Annotated in this window: 19 protein-coding genes; 15 read left to right on the forward strand and 4 right to left on the reverse strand. The window is 68.6% G+C overall.

Going from position 1 to position 19,805, the window contains the following annotated elements; genetic code table 11:
• Positions 1-34: 34 nt before the first annotated feature.
• The 5 genes from rrtA to QWJ38_RS00750 all read left to right on the forward strand — a co-directional run bounded on the left by rrtA (position 35) and on the right by QWJ38_RS00750 (position 6,271).
• Positions 35-631 carry a rhombosortase gene (rrtA, locus tag QWJ38_RS00730; RefSeq protein WP_290357117.1) on the forward strand — a complete coding sequence of 199 codons (597 nt, stop codon included), beginning with the start codon at positions 35-37 and terminating at the stop codon, positions 629-631.
• 23 nt (positions 632-654) lie between these two features.
• The gene (locus QWJ38_RS00735; RefSeq protein WP_290357118.1) at positions 655-2,118 is read left to right on the forward strand and encodes a peptide MFS transporter; all 1,464 of its coding nucleotides are present in this window, start codon (positions 655-657) and stop codon (positions 2,116-2,118) included.
• Positions 2,115-3,005 carry a DMT family transporter gene (locus tag QWJ38_RS00740; RefSeq protein ID WP_290357119.1) on the forward strand — a complete coding sequence of 297 codons (891 nt, stop codon included), beginning with the start codon at positions 2,115-2,117 and terminating at the stop codon, positions 3,003-3,005. Before QWJ38_RS00735 ends, QWJ38_RS00740 begins: the two co-directional genes overlap by 4 nt.
• Before the next feature lie 30 nt (positions 3,006-3,035).
• Positions 3,036-3,716 carry a glutathione S-transferase gene (locus tag QWJ38_RS00745; RefSeq protein WP_290357120.1) on the forward strand — a complete coding sequence of 227 codons (681 nt, stop codon included), beginning with the start codon at positions 3,036-3,038 and terminating at the stop codon, positions 3,714-3,716.
• 257 nt (positions 3,717-3,973) lie between these two features.
• Positions 3,974-6,271, forward strand: coding sequence for an immune inhibitor A domain-containing protein (locus tag QWJ38_RS00750; protein ID WP_290357121.1), 2,298 nt, complete (start codon positions 3,974-3,976; stop codon positions 6,269-6,271).
• A 59-nt stretch (positions 6,272-6,330) separates the two neighbouring features.
• Here the strand turns inward: QWJ38_RS00750 and QWJ38_RS00755 are convergent, their stop codons facing one another.
• Entirely contained in the window at positions 6,331-9,504 is a 3,174-nt protein-coding gene (locus QWJ38_RS00755; protein ID WP_290357122.1) for a hypothetical protein, read from the reverse strand.
• A 109-nt stretch (positions 9,505-9,613) separates the two neighbouring features.
• Between QWJ38_RS00755 and QWJ38_RS00760 the strand changes: the two genes are divergently transcribed.
• Genes QWJ38_RS00760 through QWJ38_RS00770 form a run of 3 tightly spaced genes read left to right on the forward strand, consistent with a single transcriptional unit; the run spans position 9,614 to position 11,744 of the window.
• Positions 9,614-9,967 carry a GntR family transcriptional regulator gene (locus QWJ38_RS00760; protein WP_290357123.1) on the forward strand — a complete coding sequence of 118 codons (354 nt, stop codon included), beginning with the start codon at positions 9,614-9,616 and terminating at the stop codon, positions 9,965-9,967.
• Positions 9,964-10,845: an ABC transporter ATP-binding protein gene (locus QWJ38_RS00765; RefSeq protein ID WP_290357124.1), complete on the forward strand. Its 882-nt coding sequence runs from the start codon at positions 9,964-9,966 to the stop codon at positions 10,843-10,845. The genes QWJ38_RS00760 and QWJ38_RS00765 overlap by 4 nt, the downstream gene beginning before the upstream one ends.
• A gap of 11 nt (positions 10,846-10,856) precedes the next feature.
• Positions 10,857-11,744, forward strand: coding sequence for a hypothetical protein (locus tag QWJ38_RS00770; RefSeq protein ID WP_290357125.1), 888 nt, complete (start codon positions 10,857-10,859; stop codon positions 11,742-11,744).
• Between the two features lie 65 nt (positions 11,745-11,809).
• On the opposite strand, the gene QWJ38_RS00775 is transcribed toward QWJ38_RS00770, so the two are convergent.
• Complete coding sequence (locus QWJ38_RS00775) at positions 11,810-12,673, reverse strand: ferritin family protein (protein ID WP_290357126.1); 864 nt, start codon at positions 12,671-12,673, stop codon at positions 11,810-11,812.
• A gap of 450 nt (positions 12,674-13,123) precedes the next feature.
• Complete coding sequence (gene corA, locus QWJ38_RS00780; RefSeq protein WP_290357127.1) at positions 13,124-14,113, reverse strand: magnesium/cobalt transporter CorA; 990 nt, start codon at positions 14,111-14,113, stop codon at positions 13,124-13,126.
• A gap of 476 nt (positions 14,114-14,589) precedes the next feature.
• Between corA and hpf the strand changes: the two genes are divergently transcribed.
• From hpf to hprK, 3 genes are all read left to right on the forward strand, one after another.
• Positions 14,590-14,931: a ribosome hibernation-promoting factor, HPF/YfiA family gene (hpf, locus tag QWJ38_RS00785; protein ID WP_290357128.1), complete on the forward strand. Its 342-nt coding sequence runs from the start codon at positions 14,590-14,592 to the stop codon at positions 14,929-14,931.
• A gap of 267 nt (positions 14,932-15,198) precedes the next feature.
• A complete protein-coding gene (locus tag QWJ38_RS00790) occupies positions 15,199-15,669 on the forward strand; it encodes a PTS sugar transporter subunit IIA (protein WP_290357129.1) in 471 nt (156 codons plus the stop codon).
• Positions 15,670-15,769: 100 nt separating this feature from the next.
• Entirely contained in the window at positions 15,770-16,732 is a 963-nt protein-coding gene (gene hprK, locus QWJ38_RS00795) for an HPr(Ser) kinase/phosphatase (protein WP_290357130.1), read from the forward strand.
• A 39-nt stretch (positions 16,733-16,771) separates the two neighbouring features.
• Here hprK and fur read toward each other — a convergent pair whose 3' ends face one another.
• Positions 16,772-17,197 (reverse strand): ferric iron uptake transcriptional regulator, encoded by a 426-nt coding sequence (fur, locus tag QWJ38_RS00800; protein ID WP_290357131.1) that lies wholly within the window; start codon positions 17,195-17,197, stop codon positions 16,772-16,774.
• Positions 17,198-17,302: 105 nt separating this feature from the next.
• Between fur and QWJ38_RS00805 the strand changes: the two genes are divergently transcribed.
• From QWJ38_RS00805 to QWJ38_RS00820, 4 genes are read left to right on the forward strand one after another with little or no spacing between them, the layout of a single operon-like run.
• Positions 17,303-17,860 carry an outer membrane protein assembly factor BamE gene (locus tag QWJ38_RS00805; RefSeq protein WP_290357132.1) on the forward strand — a complete coding sequence of 186 codons (558 nt, stop codon included), beginning with the start codon at positions 17,303-17,305 and terminating at the stop codon, positions 17,858-17,860.
• Positions 17,860-18,693: a 4-hydroxy-tetrahydrodipicolinate reductase gene (gene dapB, locus QWJ38_RS00810; protein WP_290357133.1), complete on the forward strand. Its 834-nt coding sequence runs from the start codon at positions 17,860-17,862 to the stop codon at positions 18,691-18,693. Before QWJ38_RS00805 ends, dapB begins: the two co-directional genes overlap by 1 nt.
• Entirely contained in the window at positions 18,693-19,337 is a 645-nt protein-coding gene (locus QWJ38_RS00815; protein ID WP_290357134.1) for a MotA/TolQ/ExbB proton channel family protein, read from the forward strand. Before dapB ends, QWJ38_RS00815 begins: the two co-directional genes overlap by 1 nt.
• Positions 19,338-19,342: 5 nt before the next feature.
• Positions 19,343-19,759 (forward strand): ExbD/TolR family protein, encoded by a 417-nt coding sequence (locus QWJ38_RS00820; RefSeq protein WP_290357135.1) that lies wholly within the window; start codon positions 19,343-19,345, stop codon positions 19,757-19,759.
• Positions 19,760-19,805 lie beyond the last annotated feature (46 nt).

Genomic DNA, 19,805 nt, shown 5'->3' on the forward strand with positions numbered 1-19,805 from the left:
TGGATGCCAGCATGCCTGCCCCTATGCTGGCGACATGCGCACACCGTTGTCGAGCTGGACCGGCATCAGCCTGACCCTGGCCGGGTTGGCCCTGGCCGCCTTCTTCTTCGCGCCGGCAGCGGCGCTCGACTGGCAGCCTGCGCTGTGGCCGCGGCAGCCCTGGCGGGCGCTCAGCGCGGCGCTGGTGCACTGGAGCGGCCAGCACCTGGCGGCCAATCTGGCCGGTTGCGCGATGCTGGCGCTGCTGGGCCGCCAGGCCCGGTTGGGCGCGCGCTGCAGCCTCGCCTGGCTGCTCGCCTGGCCGGCCACCCAGCTGGGCCTGCTGGCCCTGCCCGAGCCCGCCGCGCTGCGGCATTTCGGCGGGCTCTCGGGCGTGCTGCATGCGGGTGTCGCGATCGCGGCGCTCGAGCTGCTGCTGCGCCGGCGCGGCCGCGAACGGACGATCGGCGCGCTGATCGGCCTGGGACTGGCGCTGAAGCTGCTGCTGGAGCAGCCGCTGGGTCCGCCGCTGCGCACGGTGCCGGGCTGGGACATCCCGCTGCTGCCGTTTGCCCACCTGAGCGGCGCGCTGGCCGGGGCGCTGTGCGCCCTGCTGCTGCTGGGGGCCGCCCGCTATCATCGCCGCCGCTGATCCTGCGGCTTCTGCCACGCCCCATGTCCTCCACGCCCCTTGCCCCGGCCGCCGCGCCCGTGCCCGGCGCCCGCGCGCTGTTCTTCATCCAGGTCTTCTCCACGCTGGGCTTTGCCGTGCTGCAGTCCACGCTGGTGCTCTATGCCACCAAGCACCTGGGCTTCAGCGACCGCCTGGCCACGGCGCTGATGGGCGTGTTCGGCGCCTTCAACTACGGCCTGCACCTGTTCGGCGGCTATCTGGGTGGGCGCTTCCTGTCCAACCGCAATCTGTTCGTCGGCGGGATGCTGCTGCAGGTGCTGGGCTGCGCCGCGATCGCCGGCGGCACCGCGGCGCTGATGTACTGGGGCCTGGCGCTGTTCCTGACCGGCAGCGGCCTCAACGTCACCTGCATCAACATGATGCTGACCCAGCGCTTCGCGCCCGAGGACGAGCGCCGCGAGTCGGCCTTTCTATGGAACTACGCGGGCATGAACGTCGGCTTCTTCATCGGCTTCACGGTCGCCGGCCAGTTCCAGCTGAGTCAGGACTACGCGACGCTGTTCACGTTCGCCACTGCCGGCAATCTGCTCGCGGTCCTGCTGGCCGCCCTGTTCTGGCCCCAGATCCGCGACCTCGACACCCCGCTGCTGGCCGCCACGCCACGCGCCTGGCGGCGGCGCTTCGCGGCCGGCGCGGCCATCCTGATCGGCCTGGTGCCGGCGCTGTGGCTGATGCTGCAGGCGCCGGACTGGGCCGGCCTGATCGTCAAGGCGATTGGCGTGCTGGTGTTCCTGGGCCTGCTGCTGCTGACGCTGCGCCATCCGGTGCTCGAGGAGCGGCGCCGCATGGCCGCCTATCTGATCCTCTCGCTCGGCTCGCTGGCCTTCTGGTCGCTCTACCAGATGGCCTTCAGCGGGCTGCAGCTGTTCTACGACCGCAATGTCGATCCGATGATAGGCCGCGTGCAGATCGCGCCGCAGTGGGTGCAGAACATCAACACGGTGGTGATCGTCATCGGCGGGCCGCTGCTGGCCTGGCTGTTCACCCGGCTGCGCGCGCGCGGCTGGGCCATCGACGTGCCCAGGCAGTTCGCCGCGGCCGTGCTGCTGATGGGGCTGAGCTTCGTCGTGCTGCCGCTGGGCATCGGCCTGGCGGATCCGGCGACGGGCCGCTCGGCCTTCGCCTGGATCGGCCTGTGCTATGTGCTGCAGAGCGTGGGCGAGCTGCTGATCTCGCCGGTGGGCTACGCGATGATCGGCCGCCTGGCGCCGCGCCAGTACCAGGGCGTGATGATGGGCGCGTGGATGCTGGCGACCGGGCTGGCCTCGCTGTTCGCCAACGACTTCTCGGGCTCCATCCCGCAGGCGCCGGGCAATGACCCGCGGCTGACCAACGGCTTCTATTCCGTGCTGTTCGGCCGCCTCGGCTGGGGCACGGTCGGCGTGGGCGTCGTGATGCTGCTGCTGATCCCGCGGCTGCGCCGACTGATCGAAGGCCGGGCATGAGCGAACGCAAGAGCCATCTGGACGGCTTCGCCGTCGGCGCCCTGCTGCTGTGCTGCCTGCTGTGGGGTCTCAACCAGGTGGCGGCCAAGGCGGCGTTGAGCGAGATCGGACCGCTGTGGCAGGCGGGACTGCGCTCGCTGGTGGCGGCAGCGCTGGTCGCGCTCTGGGCCGGCTGGCGCGGCATCAAGTTGTTCGAGCGCGACGGCAGCCTCAGGGGCGGCCTGCTGGCCGGCAGCCTGTTCGGCCTGGAGTTCGCCTGCATCTTCATCGGCCTGCAGTACACGACCGCCTCCCGCATGGTGGTCTTCATCTATCTGAGCCCCTTTGTCGTCGCCCTGGGCATGCCCTTCATCGCCGCCTCCGAGCGCCTGCGCCCGCGCCAGATGGGCGGCCTGCTGCTGGCCTTCGGCGCGGTCGCCTGGGCCTTTGCCGAGGGCTTCGGCCAGGCCAGCACCTCCTCGCTGCAATGGCTGGGCGATGGGCTGGGCCTCTTGTCGGCGCTGCTATGGGGCGGCACGACCTTGGCGATCCGCGGCACGCGGCTGTCGCAGGCCGGCGCCGAGAAGACCCTGCTCTACCAGCTGGGCATCTCGGGCCTGGGCCTGACGGCCGGCGCGCTGCTGGCCGGCGAGGCGGCGCCGCTGGCCTGGTCGTTGCGGCTCGGCGGCCTGTTCCTGTTCCAGGCGGTCGTCGTCAGCTTTGCCAGCTACCTGCTCTGGTTCTGGATGATCCGCCACTATCCGGCGACCAAGCTGGCCAGCTTCACGCTCGCGACGCCGCTGTTCGGCCTGCTGGCCGGCGCGCTGCTGCTGGGCGAGCCGGTCACCGCGCGCCTGATCCTCGCCCTTGTCGCGCTGGCGGCAGGCGTGTTGCTGGTGAATAAGTAGACTGCGGCTCCATCACAGGAGACAACCGTCATGACGACCCCGATCACGCTCTGCGGCTTTTCGCTCTCGAACTACTACAACAAGGTCAAGTTCGTCCTGCTGGAAAAGGGCATCCCCTTCACCGAAGAGACGGTGATGACGCATTCGCACGAGGAGGCGGTGCTCGACTGCACGCCGCTGGGCAAGGTGCCCTTCATCCGCACGCCGCAGGGCGCGCTGTGCGAGAGCCAGGTGATCGTCGACTATCTGGAGGCGACGCATCCTGCGCCGGACTACCCGGCCTTGATCCCGGCCGACCCCTACCAGGCGGCCAAGGTGCGCGAGCTGGTGCAGTTCATCGACCTGCATCTGGAGCTGGTCGCGCGCGAGCTCTATCCGCAGGCCTTCTTCGGCGGCCAGGTCAGCGAGGGCACGCAAAAGCGCGCCCGCAAGCTGCTGACGGCGAATATCGAGGGCTTCAAGCGCCTGGCCCGGTTCGCGCCCTATGTGGCCGGCGACAGCTTCACGATGGCCGATTGCGCCGCCTGGGTGAGCCTGCCGCTGGTCGCCCAGGCGAGCAAGCTCGTGCTTGGCGAGGACCTGCTGGCCGCCGGCGGCGTCGATTGGAAGTCCTATGCGAAGTTCATCGGCGAGCGCCCGCATGCGCAGAAGGTGGCGGCCGACCGCAAGGTCGACCAGGAGCGCATCGCCGCGCTGCGGGCGCAGGGCTGAGCGCCCCGCCTAGCCTGCACTCACCGCCAATCCAGGCTGAAGCCAGTCTGAGGACGACCCAGGGCGTCCCCAATCGAGCGGATGGCCCGCGGACAAGCTAGGGAGATGGTGCGCAATCCGCGGGTGTGGCCTCTTGCCGGCCCGCGGGCCGCTGCTTAGCCTCCTTGACCTGGCCCCGCCGTCACGCCCGCGCGCGATGGCACGGAGGCCGGGCGCATGCCACCGGCGCCTGCGGTGCAGCAGCAAGGAGTGCAAGCATGAGGATCCAAACGGTTCTATCGCTGGCCCTGGCCTCGGCGCTGATCGCGCCGGCGGCACTGGCCCAGGGTTCGGCGGCCGCGCCCCAGAAGGACAGCGCCGGTCACCGTTCCGACAACCCGGAACATCCGCTCGGCAAGAAGCAGGCCGAACTGCGCAAGCAGGGCCTGCACAAGCTGCTGCAGGGCAAGGCGACGGCCAAGGGGCCCAACAAGGTCGTGCAGGTCGCCAAGGGCCAGTATGTGGAGCTGGCGCGTCAGGGCGAGGACAAGATCTTCACCATCCTGGTCGAGTTCGGCCCGCAGATCAATCCGAGCTACGGCGGCACGCCGGGGCCGCTGCACAACCAGATTCCGCAGCCGAACCGCGCGGTCGACAACACGACGATCTGGACCGCGGACTTCAGCCGCCCCTATTTCGAGAAGCTGCTGTTCGACGGCACGCCCGGCGCCGTCTCGATGCGCAATTTCTACATCGAGCAATCGTCGAACCGCTACACGGTCAACGGCGAGGTCAGCGACTGGGTCAAGGTGCCCATGAACGAGGCGAATTACGGCGCCAACTACTGCGGCGGCATCGTCTGCGCGCGCACCTGGCTGCTGATCCGGGACGCGGCCAACGCCTGGTATGCCGCGCAGATCGCGGCCGGCAAGACCAAGGCGCAGATCAATGCCTATCTGTCGCAGTTCGATGTCTGGGACCGCTACGACGCCAATGGCGACGGCAACTTCAACCAGCCCGACCACTACATCGACCACTTCCAGATCGTCCACGCCGGCGAGGGCGAGGAGACCGGCGGCGGCGCCCAGGGCACCGACGCGATCTGGAGCCATCGCTGGTATGCCTTCTACACGCAGCAGGGCCAGACCGGCCCGGACGGCGCCAAGCTGGGCGGCATCCGCATCGGCGAGAGCGACTACTGGATCGGCGACTACACGGTCGAGCCGGAGAACGGCGGCGTCGGCGTGTTCGCGCACGAGTTCGGCCATGACCTGGGCCTGCCCGATCTCTACGACACCAGCGGCAATACCGGCGGCGCCGAGAACTCGACCGGCTTCTGGACGCTCTACTCGTCCGGCTCCTACGGCAGCAGCGGCCGGCCCGAGGATGGCATCGGCAGCAAGCCGATCCCGATGAGCGCCTACGAGAAGATCTTCCTCGACTGGTCGAACTACGAGGTGGTCAACGCCGGGCAGTCGGCCTCGCTGAAGCTGGGACCGGCCTCGGCCAATACCAAGCAGGCGCAGCAGCTGATCGTGCTGCTGCCGGACAAGCAGGTGGCCACGCCGATCGGCACGCCCTTCGCCGGCAGCTACCAGTACTACTCCGGCGCCGGCAACAATCTGGACAACCGGATGAGCCGCACGGTCACCCTGCCGGCCGGCGCCAGCTTCAGCGCCAAGGTCAAGTACGCGATCGAGACCGACTGGGACTATGCCTATCTGACCGTCAACGGCACGCCGGTGGCGACCAACCGCTCGACCGGAACCAATCCCAACGGGCAGAACTTCGGCAACGGCATCACCGGCAACAGCGGCGGCAACTGGGTCGACCTGACGGCCGATCTGAGCGCCTGGGCCGGACAGACGGTGACGCTGGGCCTGCGCTACTGGACCGATGGCGCGACCGTCGAAGACGGCCTGCTTGCCGACAACCTGATGATCAGCGGCCAGGCGCTGGACGGCGCCGAGACCGAAGCGGGCTGGGCCTATGCCGGTTTCAGCCGCGCCGGCGCCAGCGCGGTGCAGTCCTACTTCAATGCCTATTTCGCCGAATACCGCAACTACCGCGGCTACGACGACGGGCTGCGCACCGGGCCCTACAACTTCGGCTTCCTGAACAACCCGGCGCTGGGCGACTGGGTCGAGCATTTCCCCTATCAAGACGGGTTGCTGATCTGGTACTACGACACCTCGTTTGGCGACAACAATATCGGCGATCACTGCCTGGCCGGGCGCTGCGGCGGCCTCTACCTGCCCATCGACGCGCATCCGGCGCTGCTGCTGCGGCCGGACAACGGCAAGGTCTGGCGGCCGCGCGTCCAGTCCTATGACTCCAGCTTCGGCCTCAAGTCCACCGACGTCGTCTGCCTGAACGCCAACAGCCAGCAGCAATGCTATGGCGGCCTGCCCGGCAACCCGCTGTTCGACGACACGCAGGACTACTGGGTGGCACCGAATCCGGCCATCGGCCATCTCGGCTGGTCCGGCGTGCAGGTGCCCAAGACCGGCACCAAGATCCGCGTGCTGAACACCTCGGCGGACGGCAGTTTCATGCAGGTGCATGTGAACAAGTAGCGCCGCGGCCCGGCGCCGAGGATCCGGCCGCTGGCCGAGGCTCCTCGGCGCCCGCGTGTTCAGGGCAGCTTGAACATCGCCTTCAGCGTCGCCGCCAGCTCGGCATGCGTGGCCTGGCGCGGCGCCTCGCCGCGCGGGCGCACGAGCGGCATGGCCGGCGAGCTGATGTCCTGGGACAGGTCGATGCGGTCGTCGCGCAGCACGCGCCGCCAGGCGTCGAAGGCCGGCAGCAGGCCGGTGCGCGCGATCGCCCTGCCATCCGACACCGCGCCGGCACCGGGCGCCAGGCGATCGGCCTCGATCTCGCTGGCCGCGTCCAGGCCCACCAGCAGGCGCCATTCGGCCTCGCGCCGCTCGTCCAGATTCCAGCGCCGCAGCACCTCGCGGCCGGCGGTCAGGCTGGCGGCGTTGGCGCTGAGCGTGGCGTCGAACACCGGCGCCAGCGCCATCTGGAAGGCCGCGGCCAGATTGCCGGCCAGGCCCAGCGCGGTGCCGTCGAGATCGCTGCCCAGCGGATCGACGGCATCGAAACCGGGCACCGGCTTCAGCGGCCCTGCGGCCGGCGACCAGGCCCCGCTGGGCGCGCCGAGCAGCGCGGCGGTCCGGCTGCGCGGCGCATGGCGCAGCAGATAGGCCTTGGCCTCGCTGTCGGGAAGCTCGCGCCAGTCCTGCGCGCGCTGATCGTGCAGCGCCCAGGTCGGCTTGGCGTCGCCATGGTCGGCCAGGCGCACCGGCCAGGGCAGCTCGAAGCCGGCCGGCGCCACGACGCTGCCCTGCAGGCCGGCCACCGCGCCCTGCAGCTGCGCCAGCAGCGCGGCGGCGTCCTGCACCTTGGGCAAGGTGACGGTCATGGGCGCGCCGGCGTTCTGCCGGAATTCCACCTGGCCGGCCGCCGGGCGGATCTGCCAGCCCGCGTCGGCATGCCAGAGCTTCAGCAGCGGGCGCATGCCGGCCGGGAAACGCTGGCCCGCGATGCCGGCCGACTGCTGCCAGAGCTGGTGATCCGGATACACCAGCGCGCGGGCCGGCGGCAGCTGGCGCAGCTCGGCGCCGCCGAAGGCATCCAGCGTCAGCAGCGGATCGCGCCGGTCGCGCAGCATCGCGATCAGGCCACCGCCCACCGAGAGGCGCCAGGCCATGAAAGCCGCGCCGCCCAGCAGCAGGCCGGTGAACAGCGCCCACAGGCCCCAGAACGCGCCGTCGCTGCGCAGGTTGGCGCCGCGGATCAGCAGGCAGAACAGCCAGCCGATGGCCAGCCCCATCATCGGCAGGGTTTGCATCAGGTACATGAAGCCGGAGCCGGGCCGCCCCTTCGCGTAGTGCACGATGCTGCGCACCAGGAAGTAGAGGTCGGTGGCGATCCAGGGCGCGAACAGCAGGCCCCAGCGGATGCCCGTGTCGGCCGACATCGTGGCCGCCGTCACCACCGCCAGCACGATGCGCAGACCGCCGGCCACGGTGAACTGCACGAAATCGGCATCGCGCCGCGGCACCATCGCCCACAGCGCCAGGCCGTAGGCAAAGGGCATCGGCGCGCCGGCCGCCAGCAGGAAGTTGGCCGCCTGGTACCAGCTCTTCTCGTCGCTGTCGTTGGCGGGATCGTCGGGGCCCTTGCTGTCGTCCGCGATCTTCAGCAGCCGGCCGCTGTGCTCGCCCAGGCGCGCGAACATCAGGCCCAGCGAGGGCGCCAGGAACACCGGCATCAGCACCAGGAACCACAGCCCCATGCCCCAGTGCTGCTGGTGCAGCACCTTGACCATCAGGCCGTAGCCTTCCTCGAACTCGTCCTCGGACAGCGTTGGCGCATGGTCGGGCGTGGTGTCCACCCGCAGGCCGCGCATCGCGTCGCTGGCCACCTCGCGGATCGCCCTGGCGAAGGCGCGGCGCAGCGCGGCGGGCATCTGCTCGGGCAGCCATTCGACGAAGGCATCGGTCTCGGGCACGCGGTTCAGCAGCACGCGGCTGACCCAGGTCTCGGCAATCATGCGATCGACCGAGGGTGCATCGGCCGGCCCGCGCGCCGCCGCGGCGCCGCGCAGCACCGGGCCGATGATCCAGTCGGCCGCCACGCCGCAGGCCAGGCCGGCGCAGAAGGCGCGCGTCTCCTGGATGCGATTGGCATGGCCGGCGATCTCGGCATCGGCCAGTGCGTATTGCGCGGTGCGGCCGATGACGGTCAGCGCGTCGGCCACCGTCACGGAGACATCGGCATCGGCGCTGCCACGGCGCAGCGCCTCGCGCAGCCAGCCGGGACCGGGCTCGAGGTAGTCGGCCCATTCGGGCAGATCGAAGCCCATCGCGCCCAGCGCGGCCATGCGGCTGATCGTGGCGCCGGGGCCGGCCGCCAGCAGCGGCGCGCCGCCGCGCAGATGGCGCTGCGCCCCGCGCAGCAGCACCTGCAGCGCGCGGTCCACGTCCTGCAGCGCGTCGCCGGAAACGCCGCGGATGTCGGCGTCGCGCAGCAGCTCGGCGAGCCGGCGATCGCAGGCCATGGCCACCGCCAGCGGCAGCGCGGTAGGCAGGGCGCGCGGCGGCAGCTGGTCCAGCGGCGGGTCGCCCGCCAGCGGCACGATGGTGATGGCGCGCAGCGCGGCCTGGCGCTGCGCATCGACCAGGGCCTGCACTGGCAGCGTGACATCGGCAAAGGGATCGAGCTCGTGCGAGGCCAGGGCCAGCAGGAACCAGCTCGCATGACCGGCCAGCGCCGCCGGCGCGGGCAGCAGCGAGGAATGCAGGTCGAAGGAGGCAATGAGCGGCTCGCGCGCGTCCAGCGTGCCCAGGCGGCGCAGGCCCACGGTGGACCAGCCGCCGCCGCTGATCGGCAGGCCGGCGCGCAGCGCGCCGGCGAAGTCGGCCGGCAGCGGCGGCGGGCTGCCGGCGACGGCCTCGGCCAGCAGCAGCAGCACGACGGCGCCGGCGCAGGGCTCGGCGCCGGTGTTCTGCACCTGCACATGGACGCGGTTGAGCACGCCCGAGGCATGCACGGCCACCTGCGCGCTGCGATCGCTCAGCGCCGCGAAGCCGACATGGTTCAGGCCCAGATTGGGCGAGGACTGATAGGCGCCGGCCAGCGGCGCGTCGATGACGATGTCGGGGCTGGCGGCGGCGGCCACCGCATTGCCCAGGTGGTCGCGCCGGTTGGCGTAGCTGCTGGCGGCCAGGCCGCGGTCCTCGACCGCCATCGCCGCCGCGACCAGGCGGTTGTAGACCACCGGTCCGCCATGACGGTTCATCCCCCGATTTCTGCAGACTGTCGCCGTGGCCTGGGCGCCCCGGGCCGCGCTTGTTATGGTGTGCTACATCAGCAACACACCGGCTCGTCCCGCGCCGAGCCCCGTTGATATGCATACCTGGAACGACTCCGCGCCGATCTACCAGCAGTTGGCCGACCGCCTGGCGGTGCAGCTGCTCGACGGCGCGCCACCCGAGGGCGAGGCGATGCCCTCGGTCCGCAATCTGGCCAGCCAGTACCTGATCAATCCGCTGACGGTCAGCCGCGCGCTGCAGGCCCTGGTCGACAACGGCCTGGTCGAGAGCCGGCGCGGCATGGGCATGTATGTGGTGGCCGGCGCGCGCCAGCGGCTCTTGCGCAGCGAACGCGAACGCTTTCTGCAGAAGGAATGGCCGGCGCTGCGCGCGAAACTGCGCCGCCTGGGCCTGCGGCCCGATGATCTGAACTGGGAGGAGCAGCAATGAACAACATCAATCTGGTCGAGGCGCGCGAGATGAGCCTGCGCTACGGCAAGAAGACGGCGCTGGAGCGCGCCAGCTTCGTCATCCCCAAGGGCCGGGTCGTCGGCCTGCTGGGCCACAACGGCGCCGGCAAGACCTCGCTGATGAAGGCGCTGGTCGGCCTGCTGCCGGCCGAGGGCGAGCTGAGCGTGCTGGGGCTCGATCCGCGCCGCCAGCGCGGCGCGCTACTGGAGCAGCTCTGCTACATCCCCGACGTCGCCGTGCTGCCGCGCTGGGCCCGCGTGTCGGAGCTGATCACGCTGATGAGCGGGCTGCAGCCGCGCTTCTCGGCCCTGCGGGCCCGCGAGCTGCTCAAGCGCACCAGCGTCGGCCTGAACGACAAGGTCAAGAGCCTGTCCAAGGGCATGGTCGTGCAGCTGCATCTGGCGCTGATCGCCGCGATCGATGCGCGGCTGATGGTGCTGGACGAGCCGACCCTGGGCCTGGACGTGGTCTCGCGCAAGAGCTTCTACGAGATGCTGATCGACGAATGGTGCGACGGCGAGCGCAGCGTGCTGATCTCGACCCACCAGGTCGAGGAGGTCGAGTCGCTGCTGTCCGACGTGATGATGCTGGACGAGGGCCGCCTGGTGCTGAACATCAGCCTGGAGGACATGGACCGCCGCTTCGTCGCGCTCTCGCACGACCCGGCCACCGCCGAGGCGATCGCCGCCGCCCATCCGCTCTTGCGCTACCGCCAGAGCGGCGGCCGCGGCGCGGCGATCTTCGACGGCGCGCCGCCGGCCCATGTGGCCGAACTCGGCGAGCGCATCCGGCCCAGCCTGGTCGATCTGTTCATGGCGCTGACGCGCAACCCGGCCCTGCACCGCAAAGAGGCCTAAGGAGAATCACGATGAGCGCATCCCGCTTCCCGACCCTGCTGCTGCGCGAATGGATGCAGCACAAGCGCGGCTGGTTGATCACCCTGCTGCTGCCGCCGCTGCTATTCCTGGCGCTGCTGCCCTTCGGCCAGGTGCACGGCATGCCGGTGGACCGGCCGCTGCCGATCGCCGCGGTGCTGATGCTGGTCAGCACGATGGTGGTCTTCGTCATCAGCTATATGGTCGCGATGTTCCAGCTGCCCGGCCTGGCGCGGCGCGACCAGCAGGACCGCTCGATCGAGTTCTGGCTGTCGCTGCCGGCCGGCCATGGCGAGAGCATCGGCGCGACCTTGCTGACGCACGCGCTGCTGGTGCCGCTGGCCGCGGCGCTGGTTGGCTTCGCCTTCGGCGGCCTGATCGCGCCGGCGCTGATCGCCAAGCAGGGCGGCCTGGCGGCGCTGGCCGAGGTGCCCTGGCTGGGCGCGCTGTCGCTGGCGCTGCCGGCGCTGCTGCGTGGCCTGTTCGGCTTGCTCCTGATGAGCTTGTGGCTGGCACCGCTGATGCTGATCGTGATGACGGCCTCGGCCTGGCTGAAGCGCTGGGGCGTGCCCGCGGTGGCCGTCGTCTTCGGCATCGGCGGCGCGATCCTGGACAAGGTCTACGACAACCGCATCGTCTTCGACCTGCTGCAAGCGCAGTTCCGCGGCGCCGGCCGCGCGCTGCTGGCCGACCCACTGGCGCTGAAGCAAAGCCTGCAGCAGCTCGACGAGAGCGGCGGCGCCTTTCAAGCCGGCGCCTGGGCGCTGCGGGACGCGCTGGGCGCCGTTGCCAACCTGGCCTCGCCACATCTGATCGGCGGCCTGCTTGTCGCGGCCGGCTGCTTCGCGCTGCTGGTCCTCAAACGCCAGCGCAGCGGCTGAACCCGCCGTTCCAGAAACAAGAAAGCCCGCTTGCGCGGGCTTCTTTCGTTGACGGGCCGTCGGACTCAGCTCGCTTGCGGCTGGGCGCCTGCCGCGGCGGCCAGCTTGGTGGTCAGTTCCTTGCGGAAGCGGTTCAGCTCCTGCACGCTGCTGAAGCTGCGCTCCATCAGCAGGCTCATATTGTGGAGAATGCGCTCGACGACCTTGTTCTCCCAGATCGCGTCGAACTGGATCTGCTTGTCCAGCCAGTGCTCGAGCCACTCGGGGTCGGGCAGGCGGCTCTGGATCGTGTCGCGCGGGAACAGCTTGGCGTTCACATGCAGATTGGTCGGATGCAGCGCCTGGGCGGTGCGGCGGGCCGAGGCCATCAGCACGCCGACCTTGGCGAAGGCAGCGCGCGCCTCATCGCCGAACTTCGTCATCGCCCGCTTCATATAGCGCAGATAGGCGCCGCCATGGCGGGCCTCGTCGCGCGACAGGGTCTCGTAGATCGCCTTGATGACCGGCTCGGTATGCCATTCGGCGGCACGGCGGTACCAGTGGTTCAGGCGGATCTCGCCGCAGAAATGCAGCATCAAGGTTTCCAGGGCCGGGGCCGGGTCGAACTCGAAGCGCACCTCATGCAGTTCGGCCTCGGTCGGCACCATGTCGGGGCGGAAGCGGCGCAGGTATTCCATCAGCACCAGCGAGTGCTTCTGCTCCTCGAAGAACCAGACGCTCATGAAGGCCGAGAAATCGCTGTCATCCCGGTTGTCACGCAGGAACATCTCGGTGGCCGGCAGCGCCGACCACTCGGTGATCGCGTTCATCTTGATCGTGCGGGCCTGGTCGTCGGTCAGTAGGCTGGCGTCGAACTTGTCCCAAGGGATGTCCGTATCCATATTCCAGCGCACGGCTTCAAGCTGCTTGAACAGTTCGGGATAAAGCATGGTGGTCCTAGGGTTGCAGCCGACGATTCTATGTCGGCGCCCGGAGCGGTGCCGCGTCGGCGGGCCCGCTGCGGCGGTAATAGCTGGCGCCGGGCTTGAAATCGGGCCGCCAGGCACCATGTTGTTCCAGTGCCGAACCCTGTCCCGTCTAGCTGGGACAAACGCCTGGAACTTCTGTCCGCGCAGGGGCTCTCAAGGTACATAGAGCAGTCCGGCGGTTTCGGGGGGCACAGAGCGCCTAAAACCGAGCAAGCTGTGCAGGAATCGGATCAAAACGCCAATAAGACATTAGTATCTAGAGAATTTCAGTCGCAGGACCTCCCCTTGACCGGGGTTGCAATCTCCAAGCCCTTCTCCTCCTCCTCCCTCCCTCCCTCGTTGGCTTCGAGGCGTCTTGCGGCTACTTTTATGACCGGGGCTTCCGCGCAATGCGGAAGCCCCTTGTTTTTGTCAGGCCAGCCAGCCCTTGCGGCGGAAGTAGATGAAGGGCGCGGCCACCGAGGCCGCCATCAGGCCCAGCGCGAACGGGTAGCCCAGCTGCCAGTCCAGCTCGGGCATCAGCTTGAAGTTCATGCCGTAGATGCTGGCGATCAGCGTGGGCGGCAGCAAGGCGACGCTGGCGACGGAGAAGATCTTGATGATCTTGTTCTGGTTGATGTTGATAAAGCCGACGGTGGCGTCCATCAGGAAGTTGATCTTGTCGAACAGAAAGGCCGTGTGCGAGTCGAGCGAATCGATGTCGCGCAAGATCTGGCGCGACTCCTCGAACTGCTCGGCATTGAGCATGCGGCTGCGCATCATGAAGCTGACAGCGCGGCGCGTGTCCATCACATTGCGGCGGATGCGGCCGTTCAAGTCCTCCTCGCGCGCGATGGCTGACAGCACCTCACCCGCCTCGGCGTCGCTGACGTCCTTCTTCAGCACGCGGGCGCTGACCTTCTCCAGGTTGTCGTAGATGCGTTCGAGCACGTCGGCCGAATACTCGGCGTCGGCGTCGTAGAGCTTCAGCAGCACGTCCTTGGCATCCTCGATCAGCGCCGGGATGCGCCGCGCGCGCAGGCGCAGCAGGCGGAACACCGGCAGATCCTCGTTGTGGATCGAGAACAGCACATTGTTGAAGAGGATGAAGGCGACGCGCACATTGCGCGCCGGCCGCCCCTCGAGTTCGTCGTCGCCGTCGATCAGGAAGTCCGAGCGGATGTGCAACTCGCCGTTGTCTTCCTCGTAGAAACGCGCCGACTCCTCCAGATCCTCGTCGACGATGTCGGCCGGGATGCGCAGGCCGAAGCGGTCCAGGATCCAGCCCTTTTCCTCCTCGCTGGGCGACTCCAGGTCGACCCAGATCGGGCGTGTCAGCGCCAGGTCCTCGGCGGTTTCGATTTCTTCCTGGAACAGCCCGCCCTTCAGGCGGCCGTTGTCCAAGGTGAACACATTCAGCATGCGGATGATCTCCAGCGCAGCGGCGCCGTCTTGAGGTCTTGTTCGAAGGCTCTGGACGGGCGCATGGCCGTCCGGGTGGGTGGGGGGAGGGAACCCGTCTCACTCCGGACAAAGCGAAACCGCGAGGGCGGACCGCTTCAACGCTGGAGTGGACGGTCACCGAGAGTGATCGCTGTCCAAGAATGTCTCCGAGGCTGAGGTGCGGCGATTATCACATCGCCCGTAGGCGCTCAGATCGGTCCTTACCCGGCGCCAGCCATTGCGACATGCTCCTTGGGCAGCGTCAAGCCTTGCCCAATAAGGCCTTCCGAAGCGGGCTTAATTCTCTTGTCACAGGCAGGCTTCAGGAGCACACTGGTTTTGCGAATTCCCCCACTCAAGCCTCGAAACTCCGCTACAGAAATCCCCTTCCCTTCGTTCTTTGGTCCCGTCATATTTCTCTTGTTCCGACCCCAGTCCTTGTGAAAGGAGGCTTTATGAACCTGACTATCAGCGGCCACCATCTTGAAGTAACGCCGGCCTTGCGTGAGTACGTGCTCACCAAGCTGGACAGGGTGACCCGTCACTTTGATCAAGTCGTCGACATCAACGTCTTGCTCACCGTGGAGAAGCAAAAGGAAAAGGAACGCAGGCAACGTGCCGAAGTGACCCTGCATGTCAAGGGTCGCGACATCTTCGTCGAACAGTCGAACGAAGACCTCTATGCCGCCATCGACCAACTGATGGACAAGCTAGACCGCCAGGTCTGCCGCCACAAGGACCGCGTGCAGGATCATCACCACACCTCCGCGAAGCGCCTTGAGATGCCGGCTCCCTGACAGCCCAATCCCGCTGCAGGCATCCCGCCTGCCGCCCCAGCACAAGGCGACCCGAGGGTCGCCTTTTTGCTGCCCGAACGGCAGCGACAGCGCTATCCGGCAATGCGCGATACGATGTTGCTGCGCCGCCGCAAAATTGCGCAATTGTTCACTGGCCGGGTACCGGGCGAACACCCTGCATCCGGCAACTTTCTATAATCGACCCCTTAGATACCGAAAAAGCGTCCCGCCCAAGGCCTCACCAGCCGTAATCGGCGCTGTGACCACATGAACCGTCTCGCCGCCATCCTGCCCGCCAGCAATGTGCTGGTGAATGTGGACGCCTCCAGCAAGAAGCGGGTCTTCGAACAGGCCGGCCTGCTGTTCGAGAACAACCACGCGATTTCGCGCGCGCTGGTCACCGACAATCTGTTTGCCCGCGAGCGCCTGGGCTCCACCGGCCTCGGCCACGGCGTGGCGATCCCGCATGGCCGCATCAAGGGCCTGAAGAATCCGCTGGCCGCCGTGCTGCGGGTCGGCCAGGCGATCGGCTTCGACGCGCCGGACGACGAGCCGGTCAATCTGCTGATCTTCCTGCTGGTGCCCGAGGCCGCGACCCAGCGTCATCTGGAGATCCTGTCCGAGATCGCCGAGATGCTGTCGGACCGCGAACTGCGCGAGCGCCTGAAGAGCGAGCCGGACGCCGCCGCCGTGCACCGGCTGATCGCCGCCTGGGAACCGCTGAAGTCGGTCGCCTGATGAGCCGCCTGAGCTTGGCGGGCCGAGCGCCGGGCCGCCCCAAGCCGGCACGCCGTCCCCTCGGGGGACCGGTCGCCGTACCCGGCGAACGAGGGACGCCATGAAACCGACCTCGATCAGCGCCGACAGGCTCTTCGAAGAGCACCGCGAGTCGCTGCGCTGGGAATGGATCGCCGGCCATGCGCACCCGGAGCGCCGCTTCGACGAGACCGCCGTCCGCGACGCGCAATCGGCCGCCGACCTGGTCGGCTACCTGAACTACATCCATCCCTATCGGGTCCAGATCGTCGGCCGCCGCGAGGTCGCCTACCTGAGCCAGGCCTCGGGCGAGGTGCTGGACCGCCGCATCGCGCGCATCGTCACGCTGGAGCCACCGGTCATCATCGTCGCCGACAAGCAGGTGCCGCCGGACCGTCTGGTGGCGATGTGCGACCGCGCCGAGATCCCGCTGTTCGTCACCAACGAGTCGGCCGGCCATGTGATCGACGTCGTGCGCGCCTATCTGGGCCATCTGTTCGCCAACCGGACCACGCGCCACGGCGTGTTCATGGACATCCTGGGCCTGGGCGTGCTGCTGACCGGCGAATCGGGCCTGGGCAAGAGCGAGCTGGGCCTGGAGCTGATCTCGCGCGGCCATGGCCTGGTGGCCGACGACGCGGTCGACCTGTTCCGCATCTCGCAGACGGCGATCGAGGGCCGCTGCCCCGACCTGCTGATGAATCTGCTCGAGGTGCGCGGCATCGGCCTCTTGGACATCAAGGCCATCTTTGGCGAGACGGCGGTGCGCCGCAAGATGCGGCTCAAGCTGATCGTCCATCTGGTGCGCAAGGAGACGATGGAGCGCGACTTCGAGCGCCTGCCCTACGAGCCGCTGTACGAGGAAGTGCTGAGCATGCCGGTGCGCAAGGTCGTCATCGCCGTCGATGCCGGCCGCAACCTGGCCGTGCTGGTCGAGGCGGCGGTGCGCAACACCATCCTGCAGCTGCGAGGCATCGACACCTACCGCGAGTTCGTCGAGCGCCACCAACGCGCGATCGAGAACGGTCAGCTCGACGAGAGCTGACCGTTTCGCGGTACCCCGCAAAACGGCCCGCGAAAACCGTCAGCCCCGGTTCGGACAATCCTTCTTCACGCAATTGGCGTACAGCGCCAGCGAATGCTCCTGCAGCTCGAAGCCGCGCTCGCGCGCGATCGCGTGCTGGCGCTCCTCGATCGCCGGGTCGAAGAACTCCTCGACCTTGCCGCAGCTGAGACAGACCAGATGGTCGTGGTGATGGCCCTCGTTGAGCTCGAACACCGCCTTGCCGGACTCGAAATGGTTGCGCGACAGCAGGCCGGCCTGTTCGAACTGGGTCAGCACGCGGTAGACGGTGGCCAGGCCGATGTCGGCGCCTTCGGTCAGCAGGGCCTTGTAGACGTCTTCGGCCGTCATATGGCGCTGCGCCGTCTTCTGGAAGATCTCCAGAATCTTGATGCGGGGCAGCGTGGCCTTGAGGCCGCTGTTCTTGATTTCGTCGGTCCGGTTCATCGTGCGTCAGGGGCCGGCGGGCCCGGAATGGCCTGCCGCTAGAATGAGTCCATCATAGCCAGCTCTGCGCCGAGCACCGAGCCCCTGCCCCCAAAAGCCATTCTCATGCGCCTGAATTTCCGAACCGCCCGCCCGCTGCCGGGCCTGCTTGCGCTGTGTGCGGCGCTGAGCGCCTGCTCCGGCACCTCGTCCCAGCCGGAGCTGGCCAAGTCCGGTGACACGGTGCTCGGCTTTGTGCGGCCCTACCGGGTCGAGGTCGTACAGGGCAATGTGCTGACCAAGGAACTGGTCTCCCGGGTCAAGCCCGGCATGAGCCGCGCCCAGGTGCGCGATCTGCTCGGTTCGCCGCTGCTGACCGATATGTTCCACGACAATCGCTGGGACTATTCCTTCGCGATCCGCCGCCAGGGCGCGCCCTACCAGCAGCGCCGCGTCGTCGCCTGGTTCGACGGCGACCAGCTGAAGTCGCTCGAGGTGCCGGACGACCTGCCCAGCGAGAACGAATTCGTCGCCGCCATCACGACCTTCCCCAGCGGCAAGGCACCCAAGCTCGAGCTGAGCGAGGAAGAGCGCAAGGCGCTGCCGGTGCCGGTGCGTCCGCCGGCCCCGACGCCGGAGGCGATGGGCGTACAGCGCAGCTACCCGCCGCTGGAGGGCAGGTAATGAGCTTGCCTGCCCCTTTGAGGATTGCCATTGCCGGTAGCTCGGGCCGGATGGGTCGCATGCTGATCGAAGCGGTGGTCATGAGCCCCGATTGCCGGCTCGCCGGGGCGCTGGACCTGGCCGGCAGTCCGGCCCTGGGCAGCGACGCGGCGGCCTTCCTGGGCAAGGCCAGCGGCGTCAAGATCACCGCCGATCTGCGTGAAGGCCTGGCCGACGCCGACGTGCTGATCGACTTCACCCGCCCCGAAGGCACGCTGGCCCATCTGGCGGTCTGCCGCGAGCTGGGCGTCAAGCTGGTGATCGGCACGACCGGTTTCGATGCGCAGCAGAAGGCGCAGATCGGCGCCGCCGCGGCCGACATCGGCATCATGCTGGCGCCCAATATGAGCGTCGGCGTCAACGTCGTGCTGCGCCTGCTGGAGCAGGCGGCGCGCGCGCTGAACGAGGGCTACGACATCGAGATCATCGAGGCCCATCACCGCCACAAGGTCGATGCGCCCAGCGGCACCGCGCTGCAGATGGGCGAGGTCGTCGCCGCCGCGCTGGGCCGCGATCTGAAGCAATGCGCGGTCTACGGCCGCGAGGGCGTCACCGGCGAGCGCGATCCGTCGACCATCGGCTTCGCCACCGTGCGCGGCGGCGATGTCGTCGGCGACCACACCGTCCTGTTCGCCGGCATCGGCGAGCGCATCGAGATCAGCCACAAGGCGAGCAGCCGCAACACCTTCGCCCAGGGCGCGCTGCGCGCCTCCCGCTTCCTCGCGGCCCATGGCGCCGGTCTCTACGACATGGGCGACGTGCTGGGCTTCGACAAGAAGGCCTCGGTTTCCTGATGAGCGGCTTCGCCGCGTTCTGGGACCTCGGCGATGCGGTGGCCCGCGCGGTCGCCGTGCTGCTGCTGGCGATGTCGGTCAGCGCCTGGGTCGTCATCCTCTGGAAGGGCTGGACGCTGACCCGCGCGCGCCGCGGCCTGGCCCGCGCGCTCGCCGCCTTCTGGGCCGCGCCCGATCTGGACGGCGGCCGCCAGGCGCTGCAGAACTTCGACCGCGAGGCGGTGCTGCTGCCCCTGCTGGACGCCGCGACGACGGCCACCGGCCCCGGCACGCTGGACGCCGCCGGCAAGCGCGAGTCGCGCCTGACGCGCCGCCTGCGCGACGCGCTGCACGGCGTCATCCAGCGCCTGCAGTTCGGCCAGGTGCTCTTGGCCTCGATCGGTGCCACCGCTCCCTTCGTCGGCCTGTTCGGCACCGTCTGGGGCATCTACCATGCGCTGGTCGGCATGTCGGCCGGTGGCAACCTCTCGATCGAGAAGATCTCGGGCCCGGTCGGCGAGGCGCTGATCATGACGGCGGCCGGCCTGGCGGTGGCGATTCCCGCGGTGCTGGCCTACAACATCTTCGGCAAGCAGGTCGGCACTTGCGAGGCCGAGCTGGAGGGCTTCGCGCACGATCTGCGCGAGATGCTCGATCACGACTGATCGCCATGGCCTTCGGACGTCTGGAACGCACCGAGCAGCCCCGGCCGATGGGCGAGATCAATATGACGCCCTTGATCGACGTCATGCTGGTGCTCCTGGTGATCTTCATGATCGCCGCGCCGCTGATGACGTCCTCGCTGCGCCTGGAGCTGCCGCAGAGCGAGGCGGCCACGCCCTCCGAGGCGCCGCAGTTCATCGCGGTGTCGATCGCGCCGGACGGCACGCTGTATCTCGGCGAGGACAAGCTCGAGGCCAAGGCCTTCCAGCAGCGCGTCGCCGCGCTGGCCCAGGCCAATCCGCAGCTCGAGGTGCAGCTGCGGGCCGACAAGGCCGTGCCCTATGGCCAGGTGGCCGAGCTGATCGGCTGGTGCCAGGCGGCCGGGCTGTCGCGCATCGCCTTCGTCGCCGAAGCGGCCCGCTAAGGCTGCGGCGCACGCACGCGCGCCTCCTACAATCGGCGCCTCAAGC

The sequence above is a fragment of the Roseateles violae genome, assembly GCF_030410485.1.
Lineage (GTDB): Bacteria > Pseudomonadota > Gammaproteobacteria > Burkholderiales > Burkholderiaceae_C > Roseateles_D > Roseateles_D violae.